This window comes from Microlunatus soli, from assembly GCF_900105385.1.
Lineage (GTDB): Bacteria > Actinomycetota > Actinomycetes > Propionibacteriales > Propionibacteriaceae > Microlunatus > Microlunatus soli.
Map to the genome: position 1 here is coordinate 3,045,934 of NZ_LT629772.1, position 16,135 is coordinate 3,062,068.

Below are 16,135 nucleotides of genomic sequence, written 5' to 3' on the forward strand. Positions count from 1 at the left end.
CCCGATCCCTTCCCGCGCAGGTTCGCCGTTCTCGCGCAGGCTCTATCCTGCGCTGGAACCACGAAACCGCGCGGAAACGACTGAGGGGTGGGGTGCGAGGCGGTGGCTGAGTATCGACCTGAGGAGAACGATCGGCCCGATCCTGGCGAGGTGTGCTGGGCGTGGGTCCCGTACCAGGAGGATCCGTCCCAGGGCAAGGACCGGCCGGTTTTGGTGATCGCCGTTCGGGCCGAGGACGGTACGCCGGTGGTCGACTGTCTGGTGCTGACCAGCAAGGACCATGATCGCGACGCCGCCCAGAAAGCCGAGGCAGGGCGCTTCTGGATGGACATCGGCACCGGCGACTGGGACGCCGACCATCGCCCCAGTGAGGTCCGGCTGAATCGTCTGGTCACGCTGCGCAGTGCCGACGTCCGTCGCGAGGGGGCCGCCCTCGATCCCGACATCTACGCAGCGGTGATCGCCGCCCGCGCTCCGTACGCCTGACCCCGCGCCGGGCGGCCGGTTCACTCCTCCCAGCGGAGCGTCCATTCAGCCGTGGCCTTTCGGAAGACCGCCATGTCGATGCGGTCGTCGCCACGGTAGTTGCCGGGCTGTGCGAGATAGCCGTCGGCGCCGATCGTCACTGGATCCCGATCCAGCACAAGCCATTGGCGTGCCCACTGCCGGAAGGCGGCCGGCACGTCCTTCCGAACACCTGCGTAGTCGGCGGGGACCAATTGATCACCGCCGGCGAAGACGATGCCCGGCTGGTCCTTGATCTTCCAGAGCCACTTGTCGTTGCTGCACCTCGGCGAGCTGTCGACCTTTCCATCCATCGAGCAGTCCCGCCAGATCGCGATGTCGGTCTTGCCGTCGCCGTTGTAGTCCGCGGGCGCTGGGGTGTCGACCCAACTCCTGCCGCTCTCCGGCTGGGTGCGTTGGTAGCTGACTCCCCAGGCAGTGTGGCCGTCCGTGCTGCTGCTGAACCAGGTCAGGTGTTCGTCGGTGGCGCTGTAGATGTCGAGGGAGGCATGTTCGGCGCGTATCCGCACGAAGGCTGGTTCGTCTCGCCCGTCACCGTTGTAATCACCAGGAACCGGAACGTCGTCCCGCGTCCATCGTCGGAATTCGGTCTGCCCGTCGCTGTCTTCCTTCTCCCAGTGTGAAAGTCCGTAGTCGATCCGTACCTTGCGTCCGGTGCTGCTGTAGATGATGTACCACTGCAGCTTGCCGTCGGCCTCGCGGGCGATGGCGACGTCGGCCTTGCCGTCGCCGTCGTAATCGGCCGGAACGGGATTGTCGTCGCGCAAGATGCCCAAGTGCGTCGATCCTTCGACCCCTCGGATATACCACTGATCGGTCGATCGCCGATAGACCGCGAGGTCGGTGACTCCGTCACCGGTGTAGTCGGCAGCTACCGGCACATCGCCTCGCTGCCCCCAGGTGATCTTCTCGGTGACAACCTCGGCTTGTGCCGGTGCAGCAATTCCGGCCGTAACCACAAGTGCCCCGACCAGCGCGGCAGCAGCCGATGTTCTGAGTCTTCTCATGATCGACCCCTCGTCCGAGGGAACGGTAGCGCCAGGCAACTGACGGCCCTTCGACAGGCTCAGGGATCTTGGGTCCCGACCCTGTCGAGGAACCCAAACTCGCCAGCCATCTATTCGGCGTTGTCGCGCTTCGCCCCGCCGGCTTCCAGGGAGTCGCCGGCGGGCAGCTCGCGGTGACCGCCGAACTGCTGACGCATCGCCGACAGCACCTGGTTGGCGAAACGGTCGTTGTCGCGCGAGGCGAACCGTTCGAAGAGCGCGGCCGAGAGCACCGGCGCGGGGACGCCGACGTCGACCGCGGCCTTGACCGTCCACCGGCCCTCACCGGAGTCCGAGACCCGACCGGCGAGTCCGGAGAGCTCAGGATTTTCCTGCAGCGCGGCCGCGGACAGGTCCAGCAGCCAGGAGGAGATCACCGAACCCCGGCGCCACAGCTCGGCGACCTTCGGGGTGTCGATGGTGAATTGGTAGTACTCCGGTTCTTCCAGCGGAGCGATCTCGGCGGAGTGCTCGGTCTCCTGCAGGCCGGCGTCGGCGTTGTCCAGGATGTTCAGGCCTTCGGCAAAGGCGGCCATGATGCCGTACTCGATACCGTTGTGGACCATCTTGACGAAGTGTCCGGCGCCGGACGGGCCGCAATGCAGGTAGCCCTGCTCCTCGGGTGCCAGCTCGCCGCTGCGGCCCGGGGTGCGGTCGATCTCACCGGGTCCGGGTGCGATCGTCTTCAGCAGCGGCTCGATGGTGTCGAAGGCATAGTCGGTGCCGCCGACCATCAGGCAGTAGCCGCGTTCCAGACCGAACACGCCGCCGCTGGTGCCGACGTCGACGTAGTGGATGCCGCGTTCGGTGAGCGCTTTCGCGCGCCGGACGTCGTCGTGGTAGTTGGAGTTGCCGCCGTCGATGATGATGTCGTCCTTGCCCAGCAGGGCGGCGACCTCGTCAACGACCTTGCCGGTGATCGACGCCGGGATCATCACCCAGACGACCTTGGGTCCGGTGAGTTTGCCGACGAAGTCCTCCAGCGAGGTGGCTCCGGTCGCGCCCTCCTTGGCCAGCCCGTCCACCGCCTCGGTGTTGGAGTCGAACACCACACACTCGTGGCCGTCGCGCATCAGTCGACGGACGATGTTGGCGCCCATCCGTCCCAAACCGATCATGCCGAGCTGCATCTGTCGTTCCCCTATCTGGCGCGGTCCTGCTGACACATTACAAACCCGCCGTGTCGACAGCAGACGCGGTCCGACGACAGCCTCAGGGACCGAAGCCGCAATCGTGCCCTTGGACAAGCTCAGGGACCGAGGCCGCAAAGGTGACCGGCGATTTCCTCAACCGGTGCACGAGTCGTTCGCCGGTGGGCGACGGTTCGCGGTGGGTCGGGCGTTTGCCCTCTTCCTGCGCGAAGCCGATGCCGATCACCCGTCAGCCCCCGGATCAGCTACCCGTCAGGCGCAGGAAGAGGGCGAGGGCGAGAACCGTCGCCCACCGGCGAACGACGAACGACGAACGCAACCCTCAAACCCAACTCACGCAGTAACAACCGGAGTGCCCTTCGACAGGCTCAGGGATTCTGGCGTCAGGAGGGAAGGCGCATCAGCATGATGACGTGCCGGTAGTCGCCGACCGGTTCACCGTCGATTTCGGCCAGCCCGGTCAGCAGACACGGCTTGCCGGGTGCGGTGAAGGCGAAGTTGACGTACGGCGTATCGAAGACGCCGAGCGCGTCCTGCAGGTAGGTTGGGTTGAAGCCGGCCGCGTCCAGTGCCGGATCGCCGCCGCCGACCGACTCCACGGTCGCCTCGATGGCCTCGGAGGCCTGGGCCTGGTCACCGGTCGCGGCCTCCAGGGTGATCGAGCCGTCGCCGATCAGCATCCGCACCGAGGTGTTGCGTTCGGCGACCAGCGCGACGCGCTTGGCCGCCGAGATCAGCTCGGCGGTGTTGACCGCGACATTGAGCGCGGACTGGGTGTTCATGATGTGCCGGACCTTGGGGAACTCGCCGTCCAGCAGTCGGGTCGTGGTCTGCCGCTTGCCACCGGGCCCGGTGCCCTCGAAGCCGATGATGCCGTCGCCGGCGGCACCGGCGGACAGACTGAGGGTGATCTCCTCCCCCGCCGACATCGAGCGGGCGGTGTCGGCAAGCACTCGGGCCGGCACCAGCGCGGCGGTCGAGAGCTGCGGCGATCCGGGATTCCAGTTGAGTTCCTTGAGCGCCATCCGATACCGGTCGGTGGCCAGCAGGGACAGGGTGTCGCCCTCGATCTCGACCCGGACGCCGGTGAAGACCGGGAGCAGTTCGTCCCGGCCGGCGGCGACCACCACCTGGCTGACGGCCTGGGCGAAGGCGTCGCTGGCCACGGTGCCGGTGGACTCCGGCATCTCGGGCAGGCTCGGGTAGTCGGCTACCGGCAAGGCCTGCAGGGTGAACCGCGCGCTGCCGCAGGTGATCTCCATCCGCGAGTCGTCCGACACCAGATCGACCGGCTTGTTGGGCAGCGACCGGGCGATCTCGGCCAGCAGCCGGCCGGACACCAGGGCCTGGCCCTCGTCGCTGACCTGGGCGGCGACGTTGATCTGGGCCGACGTCTCGTAGTCGAAGCTGGACAGCGTGACACCGGACTCGGTCGCGGTGACCAACAGGCCGGCCAGGATCGGCACGCTGGGCCGCGTCGGCAGGCTGCGCGCCGCCCACTGCACTGCTTCGGCCAGCACGTCCCGCTCGAGTCGGATCTTCACTCTGTCTCCTTTGCCCACACTGCGCCCAGAGGTCCGCTGCCGGGCTCGCTCGATCATACCGACGACCGCCGACAGCCGTTCCCGTCACTGTTGCCCGAAACATCCCCGGGCGAGGCAACCTACGGGTGCCGCCTACCAGGGGTCAAGCAAATCTGTTCCGGCGCACCGGATCCCAGCACTTCAGATCCCCGCACATCAGGGGCCAGCACATCAGAGGAAGGGGTCGCCGAGGCCGCACCGGAGCCGAGCCCGGCTCAGCGGATGAATCCTTCCTTCCGCAACCAGTCCTCGGCCACGGTTGCCGGCGTCTGCCCCTCGACGTCGACCTTGCCGTTCAGGTCGGTCAACGTCTCGTCGTCGAGCTTGGCGGCCACCGGCTCGATGATGTCCTTGATCTGCGGGTACTTCTGCAGGATCTCCTGCCGCCACACCGAGCAGACGTTGTAATTGGGGAAGAACCGTTTGTCGTCGGTCATCACCTTCAGGTTCAGTGCCTTGATCCGGCCGTCGGTGGTGAACACCTCCCCGAAGTTGCATTCACCCTGCGCGGTCGCGGAGTAGATCGCGCCGGTGTCGAAGGTCTTGACGTTGCTCTTCGGCACGTCGGAGCCGTACTTCAGCCCGTACGCCTTCAGCATCGGCTGGAATCCGTCGTTGCGGCTGGCGAACTCGCTCTCGATGCAGAAGGTCCGTTCCTTGACCGGAATCTTCTTCAGATCCGACAAGCTGGTGACGCCGAGCTTCTCGGCCTTGGCCTTCGGCGCGGCGAAGCCATAGGTGTTGTTCATCGGCGACGGCGGCAGCCAGACCAGCTTGTTCTGCTTCAGATCTCGGTCCCGCACCACGACGTACTGCTTGTGCGGGTCACGGACCGGCTTGTCCTCCTGGAAGTAGGACGCCCAAGCGGTGCCGGTGTATTCCCACATCACGTCGACGTTGCCGGCCAACTCGGCCTGCCGGGCACTGGCGCTGCCGGGAATGTTGGTGAAGTCGTTGACGGTCGCGCCGGCGGACTTCATCAGGATGCCGGTCATCTTGCCCAGGATCAGCTGCTCGGTGAAGTTCTTGGAGCCGACATTCAGCGTCGCGCCCTTCAGGGACTTGCCCTGCAGTGGGCCGGCCAGTTCGCCGGACGGGACGATGCCGCTCGCGGTACCGAGGCCGCACGCACTGAGGCCGGCCAGCAGCACACCGGCGAGACCACCCGCGATCACCTTGGTCGGCACCGCCGAGTCCGACCCGTTCTTGTTGATCTTGGTCTTGGTCAGCCCGGTCTTGTTGATCTTGGTTCGCAGTTTGTCGAGGATCATGATCAGCGCATCCCCTTCGGCCGCACGACGTATTCGAGCACCCGGCCGACCCAGTCGATCATCAACGCCAGCGCGGCGATCAGGATCGCGCCGGTGATCAACAACTCATTGCGGAACAGGTTCACACCAGTGGTGATGTAGATGCCGAGTCCGCCGGCATTGATGAAGGTCGCCAGACTGGCGGTGCCGACCATCAGCACCAGCGCGGTCCGGACACCGGACATGATCACCGGGATCGCCAACGGGATCTCGATCCGCAGCAGGACGGCAGCCGCCGACATCCCCATGCCACGGCCGGCCTCGGTCAGGTTCCGGTCGACACCGTTCAGTCCGGTGATGGTGTTCTGCAGTACCGGCAGGATCGCGTAGATCCCGAGGGCCAGGATCGCGGTCCAGAAGCCGAAGCCCAGCCACATCGCCAGCAGCACCAGCAGGCCGATCGACGGCGCAGCCTGGCCGCCGTTGGCGAAGGCGACGACCGGGCCGGAGAACTTCCGCAAGGCGGGGCGGGTGAGTGCGACACCGAGCGGGATCGCAACGATCATCACCAACACCGTGCCGACCACGGTCAGCTTGATGTGCTGCCAGAGGAAGGCACCCATCGAGGACCAGTTCATGGTGCGCATCACGACGCTGTCCAGGTCGGCGTTGAGTCGCCAGATCAACCAGCCGACCATCACGATCGCGACGAAGATGGGGATCCCGAACAGGCCGATCGGCGGACGTTCCCGCTTGGGCCGGGTGCTCACCGCGCCGCCCGGTCCGGCGGCTGTCGGTGCCGGTCCGTTCGACTCGGTCTCGGTGACGACAGCCATCAGGCTCCCGCCCCCTGCGGTTCTCCTTGTTGGTCCTGCCCGGTTTGATCTTGATCTGGTTGATCTTGACCTGGTTGCGTGCCGTTCGGCTGGTCCGGACCGGACTCCTCCTGCTCGGCCTGGACCTGGGCGGTGGTCGCAACCATGTGCTCGGTGACCTTCTCGAAGTTGATCACACCCAGGTATTCGTCCCGCCGGCCGGTGACGATCGCGCCGGCATGGCTGTCGGCGAGCATCGTGTCCAACGCATCGTTCAGGGTGGCCCGACGGTCGACGGTGTTGATCTCGTCGTCCCCCGGATCGGTGATCCGGTCCTGGCTCTTCAGCTCCCGCAGCCAGACCCAGTCCCGCGGCCGACGGCGGCTGTCCAGCACGATCACCGCCTTGTCCCGATTCGTCTGCGCCCTGGACAGCGCGTCGGCCGCCGACTCACCGATCGTCGCGGTGGTCGGCTGGCTCAGCTCGATGTCACTGACCCGGCTGAGACTGAGCTGCTTCAGCGAGGAACCGGCGCCGACGAAATCGGCGACGAAATCGTTGGCCGGCGCGGCCAGGATCGCCTCCGGGGTGTCGTACTGCTGGATCTGTGCGCCCTCGGCCAGGATGAGGATCCGGTCGCCGAGCTTGATCGCCTCGTCGATGTCGTGGGTGACGCAGACGATGGTCTTGCGCAGTTCCTCCTGGATGCTCATCAGCTCGTCCTGCAACCGCTGCCGGGTGATCGGGTCGACGGCTCCGAACGGTTCGTCCATCAAGATCACCGGCGGGTCGGCCGCCAGACCACGTGCGACACCGACCCGCTGCTGCTGCCCGCCGGACAGCTCGCGGGGGTAGCGATTGCGGTAGCGCTTCGGGTCGAGGCTGACCAGTTCCAGCAGTTCGTCGACCCGGTCGGAGATCCGCTTCTTGTCCCACTTCAGCAACCCGGGGACCAGCCCGATGTTGTCGGCCACGGTCAGGTGCGGGAACAGGCTGCCGCCCTGGATGACGTAGCCGATCTTGCGGCGCAGCTCGTTCTCGTTGACCGTGGTGGAGTCTTCGCCGCCGAGCAGGATCTTGCCGCCGCTGGGCTCGATCAGCCGGTTGATCATCTTCAACGACGTGGTCTTGCCGCAGCCGGACGGGCCGATGAAGATCGCGATCTCTCCGGCAGGGATGTGCAGATCGATCGGTTCGACCGCGGCCCGCTTCTGTCCCGGGTAGCGCTTGGTGACACCGACCAGATCGATGTCGATCCCGGTGATTGGATTGTCGACCTCGCCGGTCGACTGCTGACGTTCGGCAACGGTCTCAGACACGGATCCCCCTGGAGGTGGTCGCACGGGCTAGCAGGACGAGTAGGCCGTCGACGATCAGGGCCATGATCACGACACCGATCGTCCCGGTCAGCGCTGATTCGGTGGCGCCGGCACCGCCGTTGTTGCTGAGCCCGCCGAAGATGTAGGTGCCGAGTCCGGGACCCAGCACGTAGGCCGCGATGGCGGCGATGCCGAACGACATCTGCATCGAGATCCGGATGCCGGCCAGGATCACCGGCCAGGCCAAGGGCAGTTCGACCCGGAGCAGCACCAGTCCGGGTCCCATGCCCATGCCGCGAGCCGATTCGACCAGCGCGGGTTCGACGCCGCGCAGTCCGACGATGGCGTTCCGCAGGATCGGCAGCACGGCGTAGAAGACCACGGCGATCAATGCCGGCTGCCAGCCGATGCCGATCGCCGGGATCAACAGACCCAGTAGGGCGAACGACGGGATGGTCAGGCCGATCGCACTGACGGCATTGGCAACCCCGGCCAGGCGCGGCACCCGCAGGACGACGATCGCCAACACCAGCGCGATCACGGTGGCGATGATCACCGCCTGGATCACCAGACTCGCGTGTTGGTAGGAGTTGTACAGCAGCTGCTCGGGCTGCTTCTTGATGAACTCCCACATAGCGCTTGGTCCCGGCCCTTCCTGGCTCGTCGTCGGCCGTGCGGCCGCTGGATGTCATTGGGGTGCGTGCTGGTGCTGCTCGTCGACGGTTCGGCCGGCCTGTTCGGGCTCCTCACGATTGTTGTCACGGATCGTCCGAATGCACCGCAGAACCCGATCTCCGGAGCACCGACGTCGAGGGGCCCGGCGAGTCGCCGGCGTATCGAGGACGACGCGCTGTGTGCCTGTTACAGAAGCACAGTCCGCCGCGGATTCCTATTCGGCGTTACCAGACCGTGACCGTTCTGTTGGCGGCCGGTGACTATCCACATCGAGCGCTTCGCCAGACTTCGAAGCTCTTGGAGTTGTTAGCAGATCCGTAGTAGTCATAACTTCTGTGGAAGCTGGGGATAACGTGCATATCCCCAGGTCAGACCCGGATCGGCGATGCGGTTGACGTTGTGGACGATGTCGAACTACACGGGGAGGATTTCGGGACGCGCAGGTCGGTGCGGATCGTTCGTCCCGATGGCGTCAACAACCCGGCGCCGGATCGTCCACAGTTATCCACAACGTTCTCCCCAGCTGTGCGTAGCGCTGTTCGGGTGATCTGGCAAGTCCCCGAACACGTCCGAAACTGGAAACCGTGGCCGCGTCCCGATCCGGACACGCCGAGCCTCCGACGTCGGTTGCTGATCCGACCGGCGTGTCGGCCATCGACGTCGGTCCAGCACGTTCGGGGACACGCTCAGCGGTGCAGCCGGAGCACAGCCGCCGGCGCGGGTGGCGCGGGACTGAAGGCCCATCGCGGCACCGATGTCAGGTATTCGGCCCGGTAGCGTCGCCGGCTTCCGGTACCCGCGGTGCCCTTCCGCCCGAGGTCGCCGACCAGGCCCCGTTGCAGGACCAGATCGGCCCGACCGAGCCGGGTGCCGGGCGCGGTGAGGGCGGCGATGAGTGGCTTGGCCAGAGACCACGGTGGGTTGGCCAGGACGGAGAACGGCCGGGACGGGAGCCGGAGATCGAGCAGGTCGAGTTCGAGCACTGTCACCCGGGGCTGCTCGGCGAACCGCCGACGGAGTCGACGGACCCGCTCCGGATGCAACTCGACGGCGAGCACCCGAGCTCCGGTGGCCGCCAACGGTGCTGTCAACGCGCCGTCACCAGCACCCAGATCGAGGACGAGATCGTCCGGTCCGTAGCCGGCATCGGTCACCAGCCGGGCAGCCCAGTCAGCCCGCAGCCGGTGCCATCCCCAGTACCGCTCCGGTCCTACGGTGTGCGGCGCGGCCGACCGGGTCCGGCGTGATCTGGTGTGGTCGGCGACCGTTGTCGATCGCCGACGTCGTGCCCCGGGCACGACGCACCTGGATCATGTACGTGACCATGGCGGCGACGGTAATCGCTGCCGGCCGCTGCCGGCCACCGAATATTCGGCCCCAGAGGCACGGTGCTGCGGACCGGAAGCTGCGTACCGGCTGGTACCTGCGTACGGGCTCGAATCCTGCGTACGGGCTCGAATCTGCGGACCGCTCGAATCTGCGGACAGAAGGTCGGGCTGCTGCTACCTTCGGCGGAATGCACCGAAGTCGGCTGTCCACGCTGCTCATCGACGTTGCCCCCGAGGACGCCGAGCCCGCTGCGGCGTTCTGGTCCTCGGCCGTCGGCGTGGCCGCTCATCCGGTGCCGGGAGAGCCACAGTTCACCGGTTTGCTGGGCGCCATTCCGGGGATGGTCGTCGCGATCCAGTCGGTGCAGGACGAGCCGCGCTATCACCTGGACATCGAGACCGACGACGTCGCGGCCGAGGTCGCGCGGCTGACCGGACTCGGTGCGGTCGAGATCGCCGTCTGGCAGGGCTGCCACACGATGCGGGCGCCCGGCGGTCAGCTGCTGTGTGTGATCCCCCAACACAGCGCCGCCGAGGACTTCGACCGGTTGGCCACCACCTGGCCGTGATCGATCCCGGCCTGATCGATTCCCCGGCTCGACTGATTCCGGCTCGACCGATTCCGGCTCGACCGATTCCGGCTCGACCGAATCCGGCTCGACCGATTCCGGGGTCAGCCTCGTGCGGACTGTTGCTTGATCCGGTTGGTCAACTCGGTGACCTGGTTGAACACGCTGCGCCGTTCGGCCATCAGGGTCCTGATCTTGCGTTCGGCGTGCATCACGGTGGTGTGGTCGCGGCCGCCGAACTGCTGACCGATCTTGGGCAGCGACAGGTCGGTCAACTCCCGGCACAGATACATGGCGATCTGTCTCGCGGTGACCAGCACGTGGGTCCGGCTCTGGCCGCACAGATCGTCGATGGTCAATCCGAAGTAGGACGACACCTGGCCCATGATCGTGCCGGAGGTGATCTGTGCCTCGCCGCCCTCCGGGATCAGGTCCTTCAGGACGACCTCGGCCAGCGACATGTCGACCGGTTGGCGGTTCAGGCTGGCGAAGGCCGTGACCCGGATCAGGGCTCCTTCGAGCTCTCGGATGTTGGTCTGGATCTTGGAGGCGATGAACTCCAGCACGTCCGGTCCGGCGGTCAGTCGTTCCTGGGCCGCCTTCTTGCGCAGGATCGCGATCCTGGTCTCCAGGTCGGGCGGCTGGATGTCGGTGATCAGACCCCACTCGAAGCGGCTGCGTAGTCGGGCCTCCAAGGAGTCCAGCAGCTTGGGCGGCCGGTCCGAGGTCATCACGATCTGCTTCTGCGCGTTGTGCAGCGTGTTGAAGGTGTGGAAGAACTCTTCCTGGGTCTGTTCCTTGCCCTCCAGGAACTGGATGTCGTCGACAAGCAGCACCTCGACGTCGCGATACTTGCGGCGGAACTGGTGGGTCTTGTTGTCGGTGATCGCGCTGATGAAGTCGTTGGTGAGCTCTTCGGTGGACACGTACCGGACCCGGGCCCGGCTGAAGTAGTTGCGGACGTAGTGCCCGAGCGCGTGCAGCAGGTGGGTCTTCCCCAGCCCCGAATCGCCGTAGATCATCAGCGGGTTGTACGCCTTGCCCGGCGACTCGGCGACCGCGACGGCCGCGGCGTGGGCGAAGCGGTTGGAGCCGCCGATCACGAAGGTCTCGAAGGAATACTTCGGATTCAGCCGTGAGTCCTCACGACGGGACCGGTCGGCGCCGTCGGTGTCGGGCCGTGGGGTGGGACTGAGCGGGGTTGGGCTGAGCGGGCCCTCGGGGGGATAGTCCGCGCGTCCGTGCAACTGGTCCGATGCACCGTAGCCGCGTGGCTCGCGATACCCGGACGGCGAATACTCCGCGGTGGCGTAACTGCCGTCCCGGATACCGTTCTCGGAGCCGTCGGTCGACGGGCCGTACTCGCCGCCCTGGAAGTCTCGTTGGGTGAAGGTCGGTTCGTCGTAGCCTGGATCCCGACCGTCATGGGACCGCAGGTCGCCGTTCTGGCCGGCGCGCTGCACGGTGTCGCCGGCCGCCGGCAGCGACCGGTCCGGTGCACCGTCGGCATCGTCGGGCACCAGCGACTTGTCCACGATCACGGCGACTTTCGTCGGTCGCTGGAAGTGGCTCCCGAGAGCGGCTTCGATGGAGTCCCGGTAGCGGGTCTCCAGGCGTTGCCGGGTGAACTCGCTGGGCACGGCCACCATCAGGGTGTTCTCGTGCAGGGTCAGCGGCTTGCTGTCGTTGAGCCAGATCCGTTGTTCTGGAGTCAATTCGGTCCGGACGCGGTTCCAGGCCAACGTCACCTGTTCGGCAAGGTTGTCGGCACCGGGCTGGTGTGGGGACTCCTCGGTCACTCGATCTGGCCTACAGCTTCCCAGTTGTTGATGGTGCCTCGCGACGACGGAAGCGACGTTGTTCCCGCGCTGGCTCGAGGCCGGACGGTGCGCCCGCCGATCGTCGGGCACGCGCACACTCTAGTTATTCCACACCGATATCCACAGTCTGTGTACGAGCAGACGGCAGCCTGCCGAGACCTGACGGAATCGGCTGAGTTTTCAGGGAACCGGCCCGACCGAGGGAGATCGTTTCGGACAACCGGCGTTGCGTGAACCTAGCAACCAGGGGATCGACCTGGCAAGCAAACGCCGAGAATCTGCTGGGTCAATCGGCGTGTCGCCTGGACATCGAGGTGTCTATGTTGAATCGGGCACGTTGAGGGGAGGAGGTCGGGACGCCGGAGCCGGTTTGACCAGGGCCCCGGCACTGCGTACCGTAGACCGGTCACTGCTGGATGCTTTCGGACGGTCGATCGGCCGGTCCGGGACCGGCAGTGATGCAGACGTGTCGCGCCTGTCTTGTCGGGCGTCAGTCCAGATCCACCCGAACAACTGTCGGAGTACACCCGTGAGCAAGCGCACTTTCCAGCCGAGCAACCGGCGTCGCAGCCGTACCCATGGTTTCCGTCACCGGATGCGGACCCGTGCGGGTCGCGCCGTGCTGACCGCCCGCCGCCGCAAGGGCCGCGCGCGCCTGTCGGCCTGATTGCCTGCGGACCGACCCCCGATCACCGTGATCGTCCCCTTCTGCCGAGACTGACGTGGCACCGTGACACGGCCGGGCGGTGAGCTGCGGTGTTACCGAGATCGGTGAGGATGCGCTCCGGCGACGACTTCACTCACACCGTACGACGCGGTGCCCGAGTCGGCACCGCGACCGTCGTCGTGCACGGATGGCGCGACGAGGAGGCCTCGGACGGCCCGCTCGTCGGGTTCGTGGTGGCCAAATCGGTCGGCTCGGCAGTGACCCGGAACAGGGTCAAACGGCGGCTGCGTCATCTGGTCCGCGACCGCCTGGAGTCGGCTCCTTCGGGCGCCCGGTTGGTGGTCCGCGCGTTGCCGCCCGCGGCCGCACGACCCGCCCGGGTACCGTCCGACCTGGACTTCGCCTGGGCCAAATTGGTGCGGCAGTGGCAGCCTGGATACGACAACCGGGCCGCGGCGGCCCGGTCCCACGGACGGACCAGGTCATGAAACACGTACTGATCGCGCTGCTGAAGGCGTACCGGGTGGTGATCAGCCCGCTGTACGGCAACGTCTGCCGCTACTACCCGAGCTGCTCTGCCTACGCCCTGCAGGCGGTACAGACCCATGGCGCCGCGCGCGGCAGCTGGTTGGCGACCAAGCGGCTGCTGAGCTGCCACCCTTGGGCGCGCGGGGGGTACGACCCGGTCCCCGGCACCGATCCCGAACATGACCGCGAACGCGCGCAGCGCGTCAGCCGGCCGGACCACCATCACCACCACGACGACAAGCTGGATGTCGCCCACCGGGCGCACAAGGAGACAGTGAATTGATCGAGACCCTTGTCCCGCTGCTGGCCCCGCTGAGCGTCTGGTCGGCCCTGGGTGACTTCTTCAACACCATCATGACCCCGCTCTACTGGGCGGTCTCGGGCCTGTTGGTGCTGTTCCACACGCTGTGGGCACCGGTGCTCGGCGCCGACTCCGGCTGGACCTGGGCACTGTCCATCATCTGCCTGACCATCGTCATCCGGATCATCCTGATCCCGCTGTTCGTTCGGCAGATCCACTCCTCCCGCAAGATGCAACTGCTGCAGCCCAAGATCCAGGCGCTGCGGAAGAAGTACGGCCACGACCAGCAGCGTCTGGGCCAGGAGACGATGAAGCTGTATCGGGAGGAGAACGCCAACCCGATGGCGTCCTGTCTGCCGCTGCTGCTGCAGTCCCCCGTCTTCATCGCGCTCTATCGGGTGCTGGACGGTGCGTCCCGGATCAATCCCGAGACCGGCCGACCGACCGCACACGGTTACTGGCTGGAGAAGTCGCCGCAACTGCTGGACTCGCTGAATCAGTCGACGGTCTTCGCCGCCCGCCTGGCCGAGAAGTTCTGGCCGATCAACGACTTCAGCAGCGTGCAGGTCGTCGCCGCGGTGATGATCATCCTGATGACCGCGACCATGTTCTACACCCAGCTCCAGCTGACCCGGAAGAACATGCCGAAGGACGCCCTCGAAGGGCCGATGGCACAGCAGCAGAAGACGATGCTGTACCTGTTCCCGCTGATCTTCGTGGTGATGGGTGTGAACATCCCGATCGGCGTGCTGTTCTACTGGCTCACCTCGCAGCTGTGGACGATGGGTCAGCAGTACTACGTGATCAAGCGCAACCCCGCGCCGGGGACTGAGGCCTACGAGATCTGGGAGGCCAAGCAGAAGGCGAAGGGCCATGACCCCGCCGACCCGTTGACCGTGCCGAACAGCCGCCGGCCCGCCCCCTCGGCCGCCGGTGCGCAGAGCACGACCAACGGCAGCTCCGCGGACGGTGCGTCCGGCAACGGCAGCACCCCGGGCGGTCAACCGGCTCGGCCGCAACGTCAGCAGCCGAAGCGGCAGACCAGATCCCAACGGAAGAGCTGATCACCCTCGGTGTGCGGAGCCGGAACGGCTCACGCCGAGGCATCAACCCCATGAACCCGCCGTTCACGACCGCCGGTCGTGAACGGCAGAGCACACAGGTCACCGGTTCTCACCGGTACCCCATGACAGGAGGAAGCCGTGGTCGACGGCACAGACGACACCACCGTGATCGACACCCCGAACGAGGAGCCGACCGTACCGGCCGAGGTGGATCAGGCCACCGAGTCCGACGAGACCGCAGCCGACACTGCGACCGTGGCCGACAGCGCCGACGACGACGCTGCGGAGTCGGACTCGGAGCGGGACGAGGATTCCGATGACGAGGAGTCCGACGACGATGACGATTCCGATGACGAGGAGTCGGACAACCCGCTCGAGGTCGAGGGCGAGGTGGCAGCGGACTACCTGGAGGAGTTGCTGGACATCGCCGACCTGGACGGCGACATCGACACCTATGTCGAGAACGGCCGTGCCCACGTGTCGGTGATCACCGAATCCGACGTGTTGGTGGGTGCCGACGGTGAGGTCCTGGAGGCGCTGCAGGAACTGTCCCGGCTCGCCGTGATCACCGAGACGGGCACCCGGAGCCGGCTGATGCTGGACGTCGGCGGCTTCCGTGAACGGCGCCGCAAGGCACTGACGGAACTGGCCGGCGACGCTGTCGAGGAGGTCAAGTCCAGTGGCGAGTCGGTGCGGTTGAAGCCGATGAACCCGTTCGAGCGGAAGATCGTGCACGATGTCGTGGCCGGTGCCGGCCTGACCAGCGAATCCGAAGGTGAAGAACCCCAGCGCCGGGTCGTCATCCTGCCGGCCCGCTGAACCGAAGCCAGCCACGAGGTCGGGTGGGATGAGCGAGGCGATCGGACGCAAGGTCTTCGATGACTTTGAGGCGATCTCTCAATATGTCGACATATTGAGAGATCGAGGTATCGCGTGGGGCCTGATCGGTCCGCGGGAGGCCGATCGACTCTGGGACCGCCACGTTCTCAACTCGGTGGCGATGACCGACCTGATCGCCGCCGGCAGCACCGTGATCGACGTCGGTAGTGGTGCCGGTCTGCCGGGGATCCCGTTGGCGATCCGGCGCCCGGACCTGCAGGTGACCCTGCTGGAGCCGCTGCTGCGGCGCTACAACTTCTTGGTCGGTGCGGTCGACGAACTCGGGCTCGGCGATCGGGTCACTGTCACCCGGGCTCGGGCCGAGGACCACGACGGACGGTACGACGTCGTCACCGCCCGCGCGGTCGCCCCACTCCCCCGGCTGCTGACCTGGTGTCTGCCGCTGTTGCGACCGGACGGCGAGTTGCTGGCCCTGAAGGGCAGCACCGCCGAGAGCGAGATCGACCAGTCGGCGACCGTGTTGGCCAAGAGCCGCCGGACTGCCGAGGTGGTCGTGGTCCGCGCCCACCCGGAGGCCGAACCGACCCAGGTCGTCCGCGTCCGCGGCAAACACTGAACCGTCTGCGATCGGCCGGCGTTCGCCGGCGACCCCGA

17 protein-coding genes are annotated in these 16,135 nt (G+C 66.5%); 8 read left to right on the plus strand and 9 right to left on the minus strand.

The genetic code is table 11. The features are described from left to right. The first annotated feature begins 102 nt into the window (after positions 1 to 102). Positions 103 to 486, plus strand: a complete 384-nt coding sequence (locus BLU38_RS13985; protein WP_231920338.1) for a type II toxin-antitoxin system PemK/MazF family toxin — start codon at positions 103 to 105, stop codon at positions 484 to 486. A gap of 20 nt (positions 487 to 506) precedes the next feature. Here the strand turns inward: BLU38_RS13985 and BLU38_RS13990 are convergent, their stop codons facing one another. The 8 genes from BLU38_RS13990 to BLU38_RS14025 form a co-directional block, all read right to left on the minus strand. Next, positions 507 to 1,532, minus strand: a complete 1,026-nt coding sequence (locus BLU38_RS13990; protein WP_157683452.1) for an FG-GAP repeat domain-containing protein — start codon at positions 1,530 to 1,532, stop codon at positions 507 to 509. 110 nt (positions 1,533 to 1,642) lie between these two features. Further along, the gene (gene gnd, locus BLU38_RS13995; RefSeq protein ID WP_091525714.1) at positions 1,643 to 2,701 is read right to left on the minus strand and encodes a phosphogluconate dehydrogenase (NAD(+)-dependent, decarboxylating); all 1,059 of its coding nucleotides are present in this window, start codon (positions 2,699 to 2,701) and stop codon (positions 1,643 to 1,645) included. A 404-nt stretch (positions 2,702 to 3,105) separates the two neighbouring features. Next, positions 3,106 to 4,266 carry a DNA polymerase III subunit beta gene (dnaN, locus tag BLU38_RS14000; protein ID WP_091532434.1) on the minus strand — a complete coding sequence of 387 codons (1,161 nt, stop codon included), beginning with the start codon at positions 4,264 to 4,266 and terminating at the stop codon, positions 3,106 to 3,108. 254 nt (positions 4,267 to 4,520) lie between these two features. Continuing rightward, complete coding sequence (locus BLU38_RS14005) at positions 4,521 to 5,576, minus strand: glycine betaine ABC transporter substrate-binding protein (RefSeq protein WP_091525716.1); 1,056 nt, start codon at positions 5,574 to 5,576, stop codon at positions 4,521 to 4,523. Between the two features lie 2 nt (positions 5,577 to 5,578). After that, entirely contained in the window at positions 5,579 to 6,391 is an 813-nt protein-coding gene (locus tag BLU38_RS14010; protein WP_091525718.1) for an ABC transporter permease, read from the minus strand. After that, complete coding sequence (locus BLU38_RS14015; protein ID WP_091525720.1) at positions 6,391 to 7,689, minus strand: ABC transporter ATP-binding protein; 1,299 nt, start codon at positions 7,687 to 7,689, stop codon at positions 6,391 to 6,393. The genes BLU38_RS14010 and BLU38_RS14015 overlap by 1 nt, the downstream gene beginning before the upstream one ends. Beyond that, the gene (locus BLU38_RS14020) at positions 7,682 to 8,323 is read right to left on the minus strand and encodes an ABC transporter permease (RefSeq protein WP_091525723.1); all 642 of its coding nucleotides are present in this window, start codon (positions 8,321 to 8,323) and stop codon (positions 7,682 to 7,684) included. Before BLU38_RS14020 ends, BLU38_RS14015 begins: the two co-directional genes overlap by 8 nt. Positions 8,324 to 9,050: 727 nt before the next feature. Then, the gene (locus tag BLU38_RS14025; RefSeq protein WP_407939704.1) at positions 9,051 to 9,545 is read right to left on the minus strand and encodes an rRNA adenine N-6-methyltransferase family protein; all 495 of its coding nucleotides are present in this window, start codon (positions 9,543 to 9,545) and stop codon (positions 9,051 to 9,053) included. Between the two features lie 335 nt (positions 9,546 to 9,880). Here BLU38_RS14025 and BLU38_RS14030 point away from each other — a divergent pair, with 335 nt between their 5' ends. After that, positions 9,881 to 10,261, plus strand: a complete 381-nt coding sequence (locus BLU38_RS14030) for a VOC family protein (RefSeq protein ID WP_091525727.1) — start codon at positions 9,881 to 9,883, stop codon at positions 10,259 to 10,261. A 104-nt stretch (positions 10,262 to 10,365) separates the two neighbouring features. On the opposite strand, the gene dnaA is transcribed toward BLU38_RS14030, so the two are convergent. Further along, complete coding sequence (gene dnaA / locus BLU38_RS14035; protein WP_331715078.1) at positions 10,366 to 12,177, minus strand: chromosomal replication initiator protein DnaA; 1,812 nt, start codon at positions 12,175 to 12,177, stop codon at positions 10,366 to 10,368. 433 nt (positions 12,178 to 12,610) lie between these two features. Here dnaA and rpmH point away from each other — a divergent pair, with 433 nt between their 5' ends. From rpmH to rsmG, 6 genes are all read left to right on the plus strand, one after another. Beyond that, positions 12,611 to 12,748 (plus strand): 50S ribosomal protein L34, encoded by a 138-nt coding sequence (gene rpmH / locus BLU38_RS14040; protein ID WP_091525729.1) that lies wholly within the window; start codon positions 12,611 to 12,613, stop codon positions 12,746 to 12,748. 104 nt (positions 12,749 to 12,852) lie between these two features. Then, a complete protein-coding gene (gene rnpA, locus BLU38_RS14045; protein ID WP_269458179.1) occupies positions 12,853 to 13,236 on the plus strand; it encodes a ribonuclease P protein component in 384 nt (127 codons plus the stop codon). Further along, positions 13,233 to 13,559, plus strand: a complete 327-nt coding sequence (yidD, locus tag BLU38_RS14050) for a membrane protein insertion efficiency factor YidD (RefSeq protein ID WP_091525733.1) — start codon at positions 13,233 to 13,235, stop codon at positions 13,557 to 13,559. Before rnpA ends, yidD begins: the two co-directional genes overlap by 4 nt. Continuing rightward, the gene (yidC, locus tag BLU38_RS14055) at positions 13,556 to 14,641 is read left to right on the plus strand and encodes a membrane protein insertase YidC (RefSeq protein ID WP_231920339.1); all 1,086 of its coding nucleotides are present in this window, start codon (positions 13,556 to 13,558) and stop codon (positions 14,639 to 14,641) included. Before yidD ends, yidC begins: the two co-directional genes overlap by 4 nt. A gap of 207 nt (positions 14,642 to 14,848) precedes the next feature. Further along, positions 14,849 to 15,460 carry a Jag family protein gene (locus BLU38_RS14060; RefSeq protein WP_172836295.1) on the plus strand — a complete coding sequence of 204 codons (612 nt, stop codon included), beginning with the start codon at positions 14,849 to 14,851 and terminating at the stop codon, positions 15,458 to 15,460. A 28-nt stretch (positions 15,461 to 15,488) separates the two neighbouring features. Continuing rightward, on the plus strand, positions 15,489 to 16,097 hold the full coding sequence (gene rsmG / locus BLU38_RS14065; RefSeq protein ID WP_091525735.1) for a 16S rRNA (guanine(527)-N(7))-methyltransferase RsmG: 609 nt from the start codon (positions 15,489 to 15,491) through the stop codon (positions 16,095 to 16,097). Positions 16,098 to 16,135: the final 38 nt, after the last annotated feature.

Coding starts and splice junctions, on each gene's coding strand:
- BLU38_RS14030 (WP_091525727.1), top strand. CDS start 9,881: ATGCACCGAAGTCGGCTGTCCACGCTGCTCATCGACGTTGCCCCCGAG.
- BLU38_RS14020 (WP_091525723.1), bottom strand. CDS start 8,323: ATGTGGGAGTTCATCAAGAAGCAGCCCGAGCAGCTGCTGTACAACTCC.
- BLU38_RS13990 (WP_157683452.1), bottom strand. CDS start 1,532: ATGAGAAGACTCAGAACATCGGCTGCTGCCGCGCTGGTCGGGGCACTT.
- yidD (WP_091525733.1), top strand. CDS start 13,233: ATGAAACACGTACTGATCGCGCTGCTGAAGGCGTACCGGGTGGTGATC.
- gnd (WP_091525714.1), bottom strand. CDS start 2,701: ATGCAGCTCGGCATGATCGGTTTGGGACGGATGGGCGCCAACATCGTC.
- BLU38_RS14010 (WP_091525718.1), bottom strand. CDS start 6,391: ATGGCTGTCGTCACCGAGACCGAGTCGAACGGACCGGCACCGACAGCC.
- rsmG (WP_091525735.1), top strand. CDS start 15,489: ATGAGCGAGGCGATCGGACGCAAGGTCTTCGATGACTTTGAGGCGATC.
- BLU38_RS14005 (WP_091525716.1), bottom strand. CDS start 5,576: ATGATCCTCGACAAACTGCGAACCAAGATCAACAAGACCGGGCTGACC.